The 14395-nt window shown below is 54.9% G+C and carries 13 protein-coding genes; 8 read left to right on the top strand and 5 right to left on the bottom strand.

Annotated elements, in window-relative coordinates:
* Positions 1–14: 14 nt before the first annotated feature.
* Both CU103_RS08965 and CU103_RS08960 read right to left on the bottom strand, forming a co-directional pair.
* Entirely contained in the window at positions 15–2354 is a 2340-nt protein-coding gene (locus CU103_RS08965; RefSeq protein WP_106663561.1) for a heavy metal translocating P-type ATPase, read from the bottom strand.
* A 455-nt stretch (positions 2355–2809) separates the two neighbouring features.
* Positions 2810–4297, bottom strand: coding sequence for a bifunctional aminoglycoside phosphotransferase/ATP-binding protein (locus CU103_RS08960; protein WP_245448681.1), 1488 nt, complete (start codon positions 4295–4297; stop codon positions 2810–2812).
* A gap of 882 nt (positions 4298–5179) precedes the next feature.
* On the opposite strand from CU103_RS08960, the gene CU103_RS31045 reads away from it, so the two are divergent.
* The 7 genes from CU103_RS31045 (at position 5180) to CU103_RS08915 (ending at position 11702) form a co-directional block, all read left to right on the top strand.
* Positions 5180–5878 carry a hypothetical protein gene (locus CU103_RS31045; protein WP_146147766.1) on the top strand — a complete coding sequence of 233 codons (699 nt, stop codon included), beginning with the start codon at positions 5180–5182 and terminating at the stop codon, positions 5876–5878.
* 360 nt (positions 5879–6238) lie between these two features.
* Positions 6239–6430 carry a hypothetical protein gene (locus CU103_RS31350; protein ID WP_170117003.1) on the top strand — a complete coding sequence of 64 codons (192 nt, stop codon included), beginning with the start codon at positions 6239–6241 and terminating at the stop codon, positions 6428–6430.
* A gap of 891 nt (positions 6431–7321) precedes the next feature.
* Complete coding sequence (locus CU103_RS08935) at positions 7322–7717, top strand: hypothetical protein (protein ID WP_106663555.1); 396 nt, start codon at positions 7322–7324, stop codon at positions 7715–7717.
* 289 nt (positions 7718–8006) lie between these two features.
* Positions 8007–8393, top strand: a complete 387-nt coding sequence (locus tag CU103_RS08930) for a hypothetical protein (RefSeq protein WP_106663554.1) — start codon at positions 8007–8009, stop codon at positions 8391–8393.
* Positions 8394–9018: 625 nt separating this feature from the next.
* A complete protein-coding gene (locus tag CU103_RS08925; RefSeq protein WP_425350586.1) occupies positions 9019–10242 on the top strand; it encodes an alpha/beta hydrolase in 1224 nt (407 codons plus the stop codon).
* A gap of 319 nt (positions 10243–10561) precedes the next feature.
* Positions 10562–10897: a hypothetical protein gene (locus CU103_RS08920; protein ID WP_106663552.1), complete on the top strand. Its 336-nt coding sequence runs from the start codon at positions 10562–10564 to the stop codon at positions 10895–10897.
* A 415-nt stretch (positions 10898–11312) separates the two neighbouring features.
* Positions 11313–11702 carry a hypothetical protein gene (locus CU103_RS08915; protein WP_106663551.1) on the top strand — a complete coding sequence of 130 codons (390 nt, stop codon included), beginning with the start codon at positions 11313–11315 and terminating at the stop codon, positions 11700–11702.
* Positions 11703–11905: 203 nt separating this feature from the next.
* On the opposite strand, the gene CU103_RS08910 is transcribed toward CU103_RS08915, so the two are convergent.
* The 3 genes from CU103_RS08910 to CU103_RS08900 form a co-directional block, all read right to left on the bottom strand.
* A complete protein-coding gene (locus tag CU103_RS08910) occupies positions 11906–12499 on the bottom strand; it encodes a hypothetical protein (RefSeq protein WP_106663550.1) in 594 nt (197 codons plus the stop codon).
* Between the two features lie 24 nt (positions 12500–12523).
* Positions 12524–12811: a PepSY domain-containing protein gene (locus CU103_RS08905; protein ID WP_425350585.1), complete on the bottom strand. Its 288-nt coding sequence runs from the start codon at positions 12809–12811 to the stop codon at positions 12524–12526.
* 582 nt (positions 12812–13393) lie between these two features.
* Complete coding sequence (locus CU103_RS08900; RefSeq protein ID WP_106663548.1) at positions 13394–13582, bottom strand: hypothetical protein; 189 nt, start codon at positions 13580–13582, stop codon at positions 13394–13396.
* Positions 13583–13942: 360 nt separating this feature from the next.
* On the opposite strand from CU103_RS08900, the gene CU103_RS08895 reads away from it, so the two are divergent.
* Entirely contained in the window at positions 13943–14395 is a 453-nt protein-coding gene (locus CU103_RS08895; RefSeq protein WP_106663547.1) for a hypothetical protein, read from the top strand.

Below are 14395 nucleotides of genomic sequence, written 5' to 3'. Positions count from 1 at the left end.
ATGACCTGTTCAGCTTATAATTTCACCGTCCTCAGGCGCAGCGCATTGGCGACCACGGAGACGGAAGATACACTCATCGCCGCTGCCGCGATCATCGGCGAAAGCAACGTGCCGAATATCGGGTAAAGGACACCTGCGGCGACAGGCACCCCAAGCGCGTTATATATGAAGGCGAAGAACAGGTTCTGCTTGATATTACGGATCGTCGCCGCCGCCAGATGCCGGGCGCGAACAATGCCAGTCAGATCGCCCTTGACCAGTGTGATTCCGGCGCTCTCCATCGCGACGTCGGCACCAGTTCCCATTGCAATGCCCACATGGGCGGCAGCCAGCGCCGGCGCGTCGTTGACGCCATCGCCCGCCATAGCGACCTTCGCCCCCTTTGCCTGCAGTTCATCGACCAGGGCCTTCTTGCCTTCCGGCAAGATGTCGGCGCGCACTTCGTCTATGCCGACCCTAGCGGCAACAGCCTTTGCCGTGCGTTCATTGTCGCCCGTGGCCATGATGATCCTCAGGCCACTGTCGTGCAGGGCGCGGATCGCCTCCGCGGCCGTTTGTTTGATCGGATCGGCAACGGCAACAAGACCTGCGAGCTTGCCGTCGATCGCCACGAACATCGCCGTCTTGCCGTCCGTGCGCAACGTATCCGCCCGGTCCCGGAGCGATGTGGTATCGAGCTTCAGTTCCTCCATCATCGCCGCGTTGCCGAGTGCCACGGTCTTGCCGGAAACCTTGCCCGTAACACCCTTCCCGGTGATCGCATCGAAATCGTCGACGTTGGACAGATTGACGCCGCGCTCGTTTGCGCCATCCACGATCGCCTCCGCCAGGGGATGCTCGGAGCCTTTTTCAAGGCTTGCGGCAAGCGCCAGCAATTCGCTTTCCTCAATACCATTTGCCACGAGGACATCGGTGAGCTTGGGCTTGCCCTCCGTGAGTGTCCCGGTCTTGTCAACAATCAGCGTATCGACCTTGGCGAAACGTTCCAGTGCTTCGGCGTCCTTGATGAGAACGCCGGCTTGTGCGCCGCGACCCGTCGCTGTCATGATTGACATAGGCGTTGCAAGGCCCAGAGCACATGGACAGGCGATAATCAGCACAGACACTGCTGAAACGAAAGCATAGATCATGCGCGGCTCAGGGCCGAACAGGGCCCAGATGATAAACGATACGATCGCGATCATGACCACCGCCGGCACGAAATAGTACGAGACCGCATCTGCCAATCCCTGGATCGGTGCGCGCGAACGCTGCGCCTTGGCCACCATGTCCACGATCTGCGAAAGCATGGTGTCGGATCCGACCTTTTCCGCCCGCATGATCAGTGAGCCGCTCTTGTTGAGGGTGCCGCCGGTCACGTTGTCACCTTGCGTCTTCTCGACCGGAACAGGCTCGCCAGTAATCATCGATTCGTCGATGGAGGAGCGGCCCTCGATGACCACGCCATCGACCGGAACACTGTCACCAGGGCGGATGCGCAGCCGATCCCCTGATTGCACCTCATCCAGAGGAACATCCGTTTCTACGCCGTCTTCGGCGATACGGCGCGCGGTTTTTGGCGCAAGGTCCAGCAACGCACGAATAGCAGATCCCGTGCGTTCACGCGCCCGCAGTTCGAGCACCTGTCCCACGAAAATGAGCGCAACGATGACGGCTGCCGCCTCAAAATAAGTCGGCACTGATCCGCCATGCCCACGAAAGGAGTGGGGAAAGATATCCGGGAACAGCGTCGCCACCACACTGTAGGCGAAGGCCACACCGACCCCGATCGAAATCAACGTCCACATGTTGGGGCTGCGATTGACGATGGAGTCCCAACCGCGCTTAAAGAAGGGAAGCGCGGCCCAAAGGACGACCGGCGCAGCCAACGCGAATTCGGACCAGGCTGCGAGACGTTCGCCGACCCAGTCGCGAACTGGCAGACCGAACATCGGCCCCATGGTCAGGATGAGCAGCGGGATCGAACAGGCGGCGCTCACCCACAATCGCCGCGTGAAATCCACCAGTTCCGGATTGGGGCCTTCGTCAGTCGGAACGCCCATCGGCTCCAGGGCCATGCCGCAGATCGGGCAGGAGCCGGGCCTCTCGCGAATGATTTGAGGATGCATCGGGCAGGTATAGAGCGTGCCTCTCGGCACCGCTTTGGGCGACGCAGAGTGACTGTCCAGGTATTGCTCCGGATCAAACTTGAATTTCTGCTGGCACCCGGACGAGCAGAAATGGAATATTTTGCCCTCATATTCCGCCGTTGGTTTGCCAGCCTTCGGATCGACCGTCATGCCACAAACGGGATCGCGAAACACATCGGTCTTCGTTACGATGACGTTATGATGATTGTGCGTTTCCTGTGCCATTGAACCGACCTTTCAGGGACATCAGATATGATCAGGATGAAACATACGGCTTCCTATTGTGGGAAGGTCAAGAACGCTCCTGTCAAAATTCATTTGTCCGGCTGAACGATTAGGAACGATCTAGTAAATTTGACACTTCACCTTTGCGGCACGATGGGATTAGGCCAGACGCAGCGATCGGTGGAGGGTTCGAGCTGTCACCCGGCGTCAATGCGCGAACGCTTGCGTCCGGGCAAGTCATCAGTTGCATCGCCTTCCTATATAGACGGCAAGTTGCTTCCACATGGCCCCGAAAATATGGCGACTGGACGGCATCCGCGCTTGGCGCCCATTGGATCTCTGCCCCCACAAGTTGGGCTGATCACCGGATTGGCGCTTTGACTCAGCGGGGCATCGCTGACCCGATTACCGTCCGGGCCTAACGTGAAAATTCCGACATAGTAAGAGCAACATGGCTAACACCCCCCGTAGGTTCGTGGAGACAATGAAAAATTACACACTGTCTCAATCTCATCGAGAACCAGCTCGACAACGGTATCAACAGATTGGCCAGCATCAATATGCCGCCACCGGACGGCACCGACATCCCTGGCTTCCTGCATACCCAGTACCTCAACAGTTGCATCTGACGCGCTGTTCCTTCGTGCCTCTATTCGTGACGCTAATATTGAATGATCTGCCGTGAGCCAAATCCCCACGAACGGGACTCCAAGTGCCTTCCCAACACGTTCGATTAAATCCCGATTGCGGGACTTGTCAAAAACAGCATCGACAATAACAGAACCGCGGCATGCCAGTGCAGCGGCTGCCTTATCGCACAGGGTCTTGTAGACGACGTCCGAAATTTCCGGCCGATAGGCCTCAGCTGGAAGTCTTTCGGTTGCTCGTGCACCAAACATAGCCTTGCGGATGCGGTCACTTTCGAAAATTCGCGCGCCCGGAGCGCATCCGACATATGGGGCCAGCGCCTCTGCGACCGTTGACTTGCCGGATCCGCTCAACCCGCCGATCGCAATTAGCAGCGGTGAGGGTGATCCAAGCAGAGCAATCGCAAGATTGAAGTACGATCGAGCATCCTGTCTGAGACTTGTGGATTTATCCATGCTGCCCAATTCCACTTGGCTCGCGGTAACGTGCGCGCGGACAGCAGCACGCAACGCCATGAAAAAAGGAAGAACTGCAATGCCATCGGCGTCACCTGTTAGGTCCAGATATCGGTTCATGGCCAGATTGGCGTTGTCGCGTAGGTGGCGGTGCCAAAGGTCCATCAAGAGAAATGCCAGATCATAAAGCACATCGACAGTCGCAATTTGGTCGTTGAATTCGATGCAATCGAAAAGCCTGGGTCCATCCTCGGTCAGATAGATATTGCGCAGATGAAGATCGCCGTGGCAGCGCCGGATCATCCCCGCAGTTTCGCGGCGGTCCAGCTGTCTGCGATGACCTTCGAGTGCTGTCCGGAACGCATCGCTGAATGCCGCGACTTCGGGCTCGGAAAACACGTGACTGGTTGCAAAACCACGCTCGTTGATGTCAAGCACGCCCTCGATATTGGACGAACCGCTGTTGGCATGGACAGGAGCAATCATCTGATGGAACGTCGCTATCTCTCGAGCTGTCATGTCCATCAGCGTCGGCACAAGTTGGCCCGCTTCAGCCATTTTATCGAACAGCTGTTCTTGGGAGAACCGCTGCATTTCAACAACAGCATCGATCGTCTCGTTTGTGCCATCAAAACACAGCTTGCCATTAGCGCCACGCGTGATCCGACGAACGCCGAGATAGAGTTCTGGTGCCGTCTTGCTGTTGAGCTCGACCTCCTTCAGACAACAGGCAAGCCGCAATGCTGGCGTTGAGAAATCAGCGTAGGGAAATTTGACGGCTCGCTTTAGTTTGAAGGCTCTGTCCGCGACGAGGAAGACAAGCGATATGTGCGTTTCCATTACCTCGACCGCCCCGTCCAGGCCGTAACTTTCGGCATGCCTCAAAAACGCAATTGTCTCGCTTTGATCATGGCACATTTTGCCTGCTTTCCAGGAATTTCACTTGTACACGCGCGCACCAAGCCAACGCATTTGATGCTCCGAATCTAGGCTCAAACCTATCATGCCGAGGCTTATCAGTGTTGATCTGGATCAAGGCAAAAATCATAGTCTTAGGCGTCAATCGTCCAAATTTCGCTCTTGCAAAGAGAGCATTCAGAGGAAAGCAAATGTCTTTCAAAACGATCATGTGTATTGTCGGCATACCGCCGAGCATCCCGCCCGCTATATACACAACCAGCACAATAGCTTTTGTTCTCGGTTGTAATGATCGATTGGTAAAACCACGCATGCGTTGGCGATTGTTCGGTGGTTATTCCGCTACATCGATAAAGACTTTGCCTGTCGCGCTATTCAGTTCGATGGCGGCATGGGCATCCGCTGACGTTACCAAATTGCACCTGGCGGGAGCGATGGCACTCTCGAGATCTTGCGAATAAACCCGTGAGCGCCAGGATTCCCAAAATCAAAAATCGGAACAAAGACGAAATTATTGAGTTGGAGGGATATCATCAGGAGGAGATTTTCGGTGAAGAGCATTATCTTCAAAGGCGCCCTCGTTCTTACTCTCGGCGTAGCATCGGGAGCCCTCGCCCAAACGGAAATTCTCAAGAAAGATCCCACTCAGCAAACTGAGACTCAACAAACACAGTCTGTGACAAGCTCCCCAAAGCAGGGAAAGCATCGCGGGCAGTCGGACACCCCTCCGCTAAAAAGCCGAAGCCTGGATATCGGAATGGAGCCCAGCCAATAGGCTGAGGGCGAAACCAATGGCAAGGCTGCATGGCCACGCTCCCACCGCACCGCGTTGCACCAATTGCGACCCATGAGTATTCTGCCTTGAGCCTAGCAAGACCGTTAAACGCCTGCAACGACCGGCGGAGGATCGAAGCTAGGTCTGGTTTTGCCAAGATAAGACACAGCACCGCCGAACGCGAATATGCCGGCGGCAATAAGAATGGCAATTATCACCATCTCTCTCGTATGCAAGGGATCCGGCTGCACGGCAAACCTCCATGGGAACGCTTGACCATTGTGCTAGTGAAGGCACGCTTCAGCAATAGACCGTCAAATGAGCATTTTTGGTTAAGCCCTCGTGGTCGGGCGTGTGACAAGGAGCGCAAGCTTCCGCCAGACCTCGCCCGCGAGCGGGACTCCTTGAGAGGAAATAAAAAGTTCAAATCCCGCAAACATTATGGTTGCGGCTTTGCACGTAACACACGAAATTTTCAGGAGATTAAAATGTTCTGCTTGTGGCGCATCCAGACAGGAGCGGAGTGCCTTCGCCACCATGGTCGCAAGTATTATGCGTGGCCGAAACGTGGCCACGCTGTTCGAAACACCATTACGCAACACGCGCCAACGGTGCTGGCCATGCATTGCATTAGCCGTCCTCAAGGCAGCTTGGCAATCGGTATGCCTGGCAGCGGCGGGGCCAATACGGTACCTGCGCCTTCATGCTTCACTGCAATGCAATTTTGATGGCCGGGAATAGGAGAAGCTGATGAAGGCAGGGAAAAGCTGATTAAGGCAGTTGACCAGAACATGAATCTTGCTGCCAAACCTTATTCCCACCCATATGAAATTGAAGTCAATTTCCAAGCCTATGCCAAGCAACTGGCGATTTCCGTTCATGCTCCGTTAACAGTCAAAGGCGCACCACTCGCAAATTGTTAACAGGAGTTACCATGCAAAAAATAGTATCGCTATTAACTGCGGCATTTCTCGCCGTCATTATGGCAGTGACATCAGTTGGTGCGGCCACTGCAGCACCGACGGCTGTTCAGGTCGTTCCGGCCGGTTTTCAAGTGACGCAAGCCCAATACCGTGACGATAGAGGCTATGAATATCGGAAAAAGAAGCATTGGGATCGCCGGGATCGCGGCGAAGACCGATATGAAAGCCGTCGCGATCGTCGGGAACATCGCTACGAGAGCCGTCGTGATCGGCGCGGGTACTGGCATGGTCATCGCGGATATCGCGAGCATCGCCGTGGCTATCGGCGCCATAGTGATGGATATTGGTATCCGCTGACAATCTTCGGTCTTTAACCGTTCGACTGCTCTGATGAAGAGAGGGCGGCTCTTAGGGGCCGCCATTTCCTAGTTCCTCGAACTGGGACGGACTGTGATCACTTATGGCCGTGGCCCCATCGATTGGCGAGATAAACGAGCATTCCAGTCCACGCGATCGCAACAAGCCTCGCCAAGGTCGGTGCAAAATGACTGCACATACCGTCATGCGTCCTTCCTTGAATTAGACTGGCCAGCTGCAAGCAAGGCTGGGAGGCTCTTGCGAGCGCCACTGCGGGATAATTTCCAAACACTGTGGCGTAGCAATCAAACGCGTTCCATCTCAATTGGTTCAACGTCGGCCGAATTTCGTTAACCGACCCCACCGGATGGTCGACGGCCGAGTAAGAGAGCCATCAGGATGGCTGTCATCGCTGACGTGAGACGGCGCACATCAGAGTGGAGTCGACTGCTTGGCTTTAATTACTGCCTGAAGAAAGTTGATGAACGCGCAACCCCGGAGGGGAAAGGCGCACTTTAGGCGTGACCGCATTTCAATCCTGCGAAGGGCCGTTCGGTTCGCGACTGATTTTTGTGACATTGGGGGGTGAAACTCGCGACGACCAGACACCTTAATGATTTTGGTTTGTGGACCGATGAGGCCCGGCGGTGGCTACTTATCGAAGGGTGGCCAAAGCGTCGGGCCTCCTGTTGCAGGGGTGCAGACATGCAACTGTTTGAGACTGCTCCTAAACCGAATATCTGTCAAATAACACGTGATTTAGCTGGTTCAATCGGGGACTTATCGGGCCAATCCTTCGCAACATATGCAGTGCCGGCCTATTCTTGAGGAACTCTTGGCGCCCGAGGTCGTTTTCATGAGGAGAAGAAATCTTTGAGCATGGAGAGTCTAATGTTTGTTCGAATATTCACGATTGCAGCGGTGACGCTCTACTTTGCTGCTCCGGCGGTCGCCGACTGCCAAGAAGAGCTGAACAATCTCAAACAATCGACTATTAGCGCTGAGACCGGGGCGGCCACCGATAGTACCGGAATGCCTGCCACCAAGCACCAGGAGGAAGTCTTATCAGGCAAGCAGGGCACCGGGACTGAAACCAGCGGGTCGACAACAGGTGCTGTAGAAGCCATTTCACCGCATCAAAAACAGGTTACCGACCAACCCGCCGGGGAACCGGCTAACAAAATCGGTCAATTGATGAGCGAAGCACGCAAGATGGTCGACGCCGGCGATGAACAAGGTTGCATGAAAAAAGTTTCAGAGCTGAAGACCTTGATGGGCATAAAATAGTGCGGGAACCAAGGTTTGGATGCTGTTCGGCACGGGTTCAGCCAGATTTTTACGTTCCTGTGGCTGCACCGCAACCTGCTTCCTCCCGAGCCGATCGGACAAAGCCATTTTCTACCGCCTGGTTGACGTAATAAAGCAAGCGGGTGAATATCAGGCCTATTGCCGTCGCCAGAGCGATAACGGTCGATGTAAAAAAGTGACGCGGCCAATGATGTGGCTTCGACCTTGGCAAAGACGGGCCATGTAGTTTCCCTACGTTACAAACCCGGGCCTGAGTGGAGGACGATCAATGGTGGTAACGATCAGCCTACGACATGCAATGTTCGGCGTTGGAGCGCTCACTGCTCTTTGCGGCGTTTCTCATGCTGAAAGTTATGCTGAAATTCTATTTGAGGAAAAGTTCGAAATTCACATTCGCGAAATGGTTGCAGGCGGTATCACCCGGAAGAATGCCGAATACATCGCTTACGCTGCTTTGGCGCGCGGCTCGTATGAACTGTGTGGCGATCATCTCTTTCCCAAAAGCTTGGCTCATGGCAGCTATCAACAATCGCTCAAACAGACATCGCTACCCCAGCGGGTCGTCAATCAGCACATCCGCGCATTTGAAAATATAATGAAGGCACAGTTTCAGGACGAGCGGGCACTCATGCGATATTGCGGATCAAAGCCATAATTCTGCTTGAGCATCAGCGACGGTTCTCAAAACATCGTTCTATCTGCTTTACACTTTGCTGAAACACGCCTCCTGACTGTTGCAACAGTGCAGCACCGGCAATGCGTCACATTTTGATGACCTGTCGAGCCTTTAGCGAATGTATCGATCACCTCTGGTCAGCGTGCAAACGAGGCACTTCCGTCGGCTTGCCACATCCATCCTTAGTTCTTTCGAGTGAGGTTTGGGCAGGGACTGCATCGCAAACGCCACCGTTCGAAGTGCCAATTAAAGGATATTGGGCTGATTATTTCGAGCGGGGAGGTCGCGGACGCGGACAGGCCATATCGCCAGTGGTCCTGGAAACAAGAGGATCGCCGACCCAGACATTAAGAAAATCCATCGCAGCCCAAACCTTCAGGGTACCTACGACGTTTGCGGCAATAGTGTTCCTCTGGTATTGGTGGGTGACCTGTTTCTACTTTATCCAATTTGGAATTGTGATCGCGCTTGTCGTTTGAGCGGCAAAGAACCGGGGGGTTCTGTTCAATCGGTGAAACGATGGTGTGGGGAGTTCCGCCCAATGGCCAGAAAGTCCCTTTTGCTTGTCGGTTGTCTACATGGGTTCTCGATCTTCGCGGTCCTGGTGCTTGTGGCAGGCTGCGCGGGACGTCCGAAGAACGTCTTGTTGCCGGTGGCCGACACTGCGCCATCGTCGAGCAGGGTGGAAATGCTGGTGACAACGACCCGCAGTCGCTCTACCAACCGTGGTGAGATGTTTACAGGTGAGCGGGGCCTAATGCCGGCATTTGCCGACATCACCGTGTCGATTCCGCCAAAAAATGTTCGCAAAGAAGGTGAAGTAGCCTGGCCGAAAAGGCTGCCTCCCAACCCGGCGACCGATTTCGCCACGTTGAAGGCGGACGAATTAACGCTGGATGCGGCCAAAAAATGGCTGAGCGCCTCGGTCAGGAAGAGTCCGGACCGCAGCGTTCTTGTCTTTATTCACGGGTTCAACAATCGGTTCGAGGATTCCGTTTATCGTTTCGCGCAGATCATCCAGGATTCGGGCGTGCAAAGCGCACCCGTGTTGGTGACGTGGCCGTCGCGCGGAAGCCTGCTCGCCTATGGCTATGACCGAGAGAGCACCAATTACACCCGCAATGCGCTGGAGAATTTGTTCCAGTACCTGGCGCGCGACCCCGAGGTGAAGGAAGTTTCAGTACTCGCGCATTCGATGGGAAACTGGCTCGCTTTGGAGTCGCTGCGACAGATGGCGATCCGCAATGGCAGGCTACCCGCGAAATTCAAGAACGTTATGCTGGCGGCTCCCGACGTGGATGTCGACGTGTTCCGGTCGCAGATCGCAGATATGGGGAAACAGCATCCGCAGTTCACGCTTTTCGTGTCTCGCGACGACCGCGCGCTGGCATTGTCACGTCGGGTCTGGGGAGACATTCCCAGACTTGGATCAATCGACCCCGAGCAGCCTCCATACAAAAAGGAACTTGAAGCCAACAAGATTACCGTGATCGACCTCACCAAAATTAAAGTCAGCGATGATCTAAATCACAGCAAGTTCGCCGAATCTCCGCAGGTTGTGCAACTCATCGGCAAACGCATTTCGGAAGGCCAGACGCTCACGGACAACAGGGTAGGGCTAGGCGACCAGATACTCGTGGCGACAACCGGCACGGCGGCCGCCGCAGGAAATGCCGCCGGCCTGATACTGGCCGCTCCCGTTGCTGTCGTCGATCAAAATACCCGTGATAACTACGCGAGCCAGGTCGGTGCGCTGACCGGCCCGAGTGCTGCAAGAAAACCTGCCGCAAAGGGCTGCGATGCCCAACCGACAACGAGGTGCGACTGAGACGGTTCGGCTATGCTGCCTCTAAACAGTAATTTTGCCTATAGGCTAACGTATACACCAGCCACGCCGCACGGTGCGCCTCGCACTATGCCGCCCAAAGCCAGCTACACCGACGGAAGAGCGAACGCCCCCCGCGAAAATGCTGATCCGTGGAACCGGCATCTCCGCTGCTCATTGCGAAAAGCGGAATTCTAGGGTTTCGCTGGGAGCGGCTTAGCCGATACGGTCGTGAATACTTAAATCGAAGGGATTAGTTCCAAAGCCTGCAGTATAAATAGATTGGTAATCAAACCCCATCAACATTTGAGAAGATAATCAAATGGAGATTGCCATGATTGCTGTATTGTTGCTTGGCGCATTTGTTTCAATTGGAAGCATCGAAAAGGGAGATGAAATAGTTCGGGCCCAGCTGGAGTTGTTAAAGATATCCTATTTTTGCGACGATCCACTTTACAGGACAAAGAGAAGCGACGCGGTGAAAACTATTTCCCGGCTTCAAGGCGTAACGTCTTTCAGCCACACGATCGTAGAGGATCTCGATACCGCGTTAAAAAACAAAAAAGTGAAAATGAACAAGCCGATCAATAGGGGCGATTGTATCGTTTTGATTGCAGAGGCCAAGGACGCCGTGGATCGGCTAATCAACCAAAAATAGCCAAGCACGTGTTCCCAGTTTATCGAAAATAGTCCTTCAGCCAGCTGAATGGTTTGATGAAGAGGGGTCTTCAAAACAAGACACACTTGCCGGTCGAATATTGGCTGAGCACACTCCTTATTGCCGAACTCGGCATCAATCTTGCCAACGCCTCTACTGCATCCCTGGTCGAACTTCCGTTGGGTCATTTGAATTCAAATTTGGCTTCGCGATCATACCCCGCTTGTCGTTTCGTTTGCCAAGCAAGTTCCACCGGGCGAGCGGTTTCCTCCTGTGACAAGCATCGTCTGGGTTTGCTGTGCCGGTGCCCATTCATCCATGCTGACATGAATGGGCAGACAGTCGTGATACTGTGAACGCGGGCTGGCCCTGTCCGCCCGGGATGAAGTGAAGAGCAGACCAGGGAGAGTTCGCCATGTCCAGGATCAACCGCCGCGCTTTGCTTTTTAATTCCGGCAGCGCCGTCATAGCTTCGACGGTGGGGACAACGGCTCTCGCCACAGAGGCGCTACGCCGCGACCGGGGACCGTCCCGCGATCTGCAGGCGTTGATCAAAGCGCACAAGGCGACATATGCGGCATTCGCCAACGCAATCCACGAAGTCAATGGCAGCGACCCAGGCCACGCTGACAGAGCGAGCCGGGCTGAGGAGAGAGCATTGCTGGCTATCTGCGCCTATTCTGCGGTTAGCACATGGGATCGCCAGGTCAAGGCTCGATATCTTTTGAAAATCGAGGCGCGGGGCGAGCTAGACCTGTCCGCGCACATGCAGACTCTTCTGCGTTCGATGATGTGCGAAAGATAGCACCGACCCCGCGTGCTTCAAGCTTGGTCTGAAATGAAGCAGAATGGCTGGCTTCAACAATACGAGGGCTGGCCACCGCCGTCATTAGACATCATTCCACCGCAGTTGGCGGCCGAGCTATGAATGTTCACTCGGTCAACGCCTTGGCTACGGCGTACGAAAGGGCTACGCAACCATTTGCCGCGCAGCCCTGAAGTGGAGCGCTATAGCGGACGATAGTTCCTGGCCCGATCACGTTCGCGCGCGATTTCTTCCTCTGTCAGATCCGGACTTGTTTCGTCGAACCGTTCCCAGCCCTCTTCACGATACATTGCGCGACGCGCATCGATGTCGATAGCGCGATTTTCATTGATGATCGAGCGGGCAACGTCCTCCCTATCATCATTCACCCTCGCGGAAACGAGGACACCCCCGCGGCGAACGCCTTCGGCGTAAACGTGTGCCTCATCTTCGTCTACACCGGCGCTTGTCAACGAGCCGATGATGCCTCCTGCAGCGCCACCTGCGACTGCACCTGCTGCAGCTCCAGCCGCGGTCGCTGCAAGCCAGCCTGCCGCAACAACCGGCCCGACGCCAGGAATCGCCAGCATTCCCAACCCGGCAAGCAGGCCACCCGCACCACCTACGACTGCGCCAATGCCAGCTCCTGCCGCCGCACCTTCACCAGCGTTTGTTTCACCCTCTCCATTGCGGCCGACGAGACTGATGTCAGATGACGGGACGCCGGCATCTTCAAGAGCGGTTACAGCAGCGCGTGCATCGGCGTAATTGTCGTAAAGTCCGGTAACTGTTTTCATGGCGATTCTCCCAACTATGGTTTGTTATTTTGCGGTTTCAGTAATGTTTCCTTGAAAGTCCAACTTGACCTCAAACGACTTGCCCGCCTTCATGGCCGTACCAGTCCACACCCCATCCTCGCCCTTGGTGAGAGCTGAAACATCGGTGTAGCCCTTTTCCTGAATCCGCTCCTTGGCCTGTGCTTCCGTGAAGCTGTTTTCACCGGCCACTGGAGCCGCAGGATTTTGAGTATCAGGGGTCGAAATCGCTGGAGTCTCAGCATCCGTCGCTGGCTTTGTCTCTTGAGCATTGGCGACAGCAATGAACGACATTGCACTGAGTGCGATGAGTGTGCGTTTCATAGTACCCTCACTTCGTTACGCGTGATTTCATTTCAGCCAAACGTCATCGATGAACTAAGGTTCCGAACCTCACACGCCGATAAACCGAGTTTGGTTGCGGCCCGCGCCAACGGCGTACTTGGCCATGGCGGCCAACTTTGACGTTTTCCGAGAGGTGGGCCGCATTATTACCTCGATCGAAATGTGGCCGCATGATCCGGTAGCCGCACAACTGTGTTGCGCCGGTTGAATTCCAAATCGACGTCCGCATCGCACCAGTGGTCGTTGGCGCCTCCAGTCGGATCCCGGCCAAACTACGGAACTCAATCCAGATCCATTTCGAGGTAGGCTTTGCTTGATACCCGACTCAGCGCTGGCCCCGTGCTATCTGCCAGAACGGCGGTTCGACAGGTGCTGATTATTCGGTGCAGGCGGTCGTGGGTGGGTATATCTGCTGAGTGAAACGCCTTCTGTCGATGCGATGGGCTCCGTGTGTGCCTTATTTTGCCGTTTTCGTCGGATCAATACAGACGCTGAAGACACACACGGGCCCATACGCCGGTCGAACGCCGATTAAGTGATGACCAATAATGATGCGATCGCTGCGGCACCAATTGCTGCAATTTGAACCATTTTCTCAGCGACGGAGCGCTGGCCAGCGTTGCGACGCGTATCGCCGAAAATTACGATGCACGTTGCCGCAAGGCCGCTGGAGATAGTTATGAAATCTGTAACCATAAAGACGATCTGCAACGATACCACGTGAGCCTCCAAATTGGACCTGCAGACAGTATCGCTCAGATATTGATGGGGAGGATAAGTCGCTCTGCGTTTTATACCAACCAGTTGAGTACAGTGAACGGATCCAGACGTAATATCGCTTGATCGAGCTCCCTTGTACCACCACAAGAGCGAGCAGTTGGTGCCCAAAACTTGGCAGCCATGCATGCTGGGTAACCTGGGCAATTGGAGCACCGCATTACTCTACACCGCTGGCGAAATCGTGCAGCTGCAACACCCCGCAAGATACTCGTAGCGGAATTACAGACTGTAGGGTCACGGGGAACCAATTCGCCGAATATTCCGTTTCGCGAATACGAAGTCTCTCAAAGGAAGATCCTCATGTCCGACATTAAGAAATCAGATGAAAACGAGGTGTTCGATCGCAGCAATTCCACCACCTTTGGACGTTCTGTGGAAAGCGAAGCGCAACAAACAGATGCCGCCGGCCGCTCTTCTCCACTTCCCGGATCCGATCAACCTCTCCATTTGTATCGATTGGTTCCCACAGCTTCAGCGGAGGACCCTCGCTGGCAAAATTCGCCTTTCCAGGGTGAGGTGCTAGTCGCCGCACGGACCACTGGCGACGCCAGATTGGTCGCAGCAGGACGGGAGCTCGACTTCATGGAGGTCGATGCTGCGCCTGCCGATGATGTGACGACAATCAATGCAAGTGCATTCAGGGACGACAAACTTTATACGGTCATCGAAGTTGACAGCGATCGCACCGATCTCAAACGCGGCCTGATTGAAGGGTCAATAAGGATCGACACCATCCGTCCGGTCGAGGTTTGA

The organism is Phyllobacterium sophorae (assembly GCF_003010965.1).
In the GTDB taxonomy this organism is placed as follows: Bacteria; Pseudomonadota; Alphaproteobacteria; order Rhizobiales; family Rhizobiaceae; genus Phyllobacterium; species Phyllobacterium sophorae.
This window is presented reverse-complemented; position numbering and strand designations above follow the sequence as displayed.

Coding starts and splice junctions, on each gene's coding strand:
- CU103_RS08915 (WP_106663551.1), top strand. CDS start 11,313: ATGTCCAGGATCAACCGCCGCGCTTTGCTTTTTAATTCCGGCAGCGCC.
- CU103_RS08910 (WP_106663550.1), bottom strand. CDS start 12,499: ATGAAAACAGTTACCGGACTTTACGACAATTACGCCGATGCACGCGCT.
- CU103_RS08960 (WP_245448681.1), bottom strand. CDS start 4,297: ATGGAAACGCACATATCGCTTGTCTTCCTCGTCGCGGACAGAGCCTTC.
- CU103_RS08965 (WP_106663561.1), bottom strand. CDS start 2,354: ATGGCACAGGAAACGCACAATCATCATAACGTCATCGTAACGAAGACC.
- CU103_RS08930 (WP_106663554.1), top strand. CDS start 8,007: ATGGTGGTAACGATCAGCCTACGACATGCAATGTTCGGCGTTGGAGCG.
- CU103_RS08895 (WP_106663547.1), top strand. CDS start 13,943: ATGTCCGACATTAAGAAATCAGATGAAAACGAGGTGTTCGATCGCAGC.
- CU103_RS08935 (WP_106663555.1), top strand. CDS start 7,322: ATGTTTGTTCGAATATTCACGATTGCAGCGGTGACGCTCTACTTTGCT.
- CU103_RS31045 (WP_146147766.1), top strand. CDS start 5,180: ATGGCCACGCTCCCACCGCACCGCGTTGCACCAATTGCGACCCATGAG.
- CU103_RS31350 (WP_170117003.1), top strand. CDS start 6,239: ATGAATATCGGAAAAAGAAGCATTGGGATCGCCGGGATCGCGGCGAAG.
- CU103_RS08920 (WP_106663552.1), top strand. CDS start 10,562: ATGGAGATTGCCATGATTGCTGTATTGTTGCTTGGCGCATTTGTTTCA.
- CU103_RS08905 (WP_425350585.1), bottom strand. CDS start 12,811: ATGTCGTTCATTGCTGTCGCCAATGCTCAAGAGACAAAGCCAGCGACG.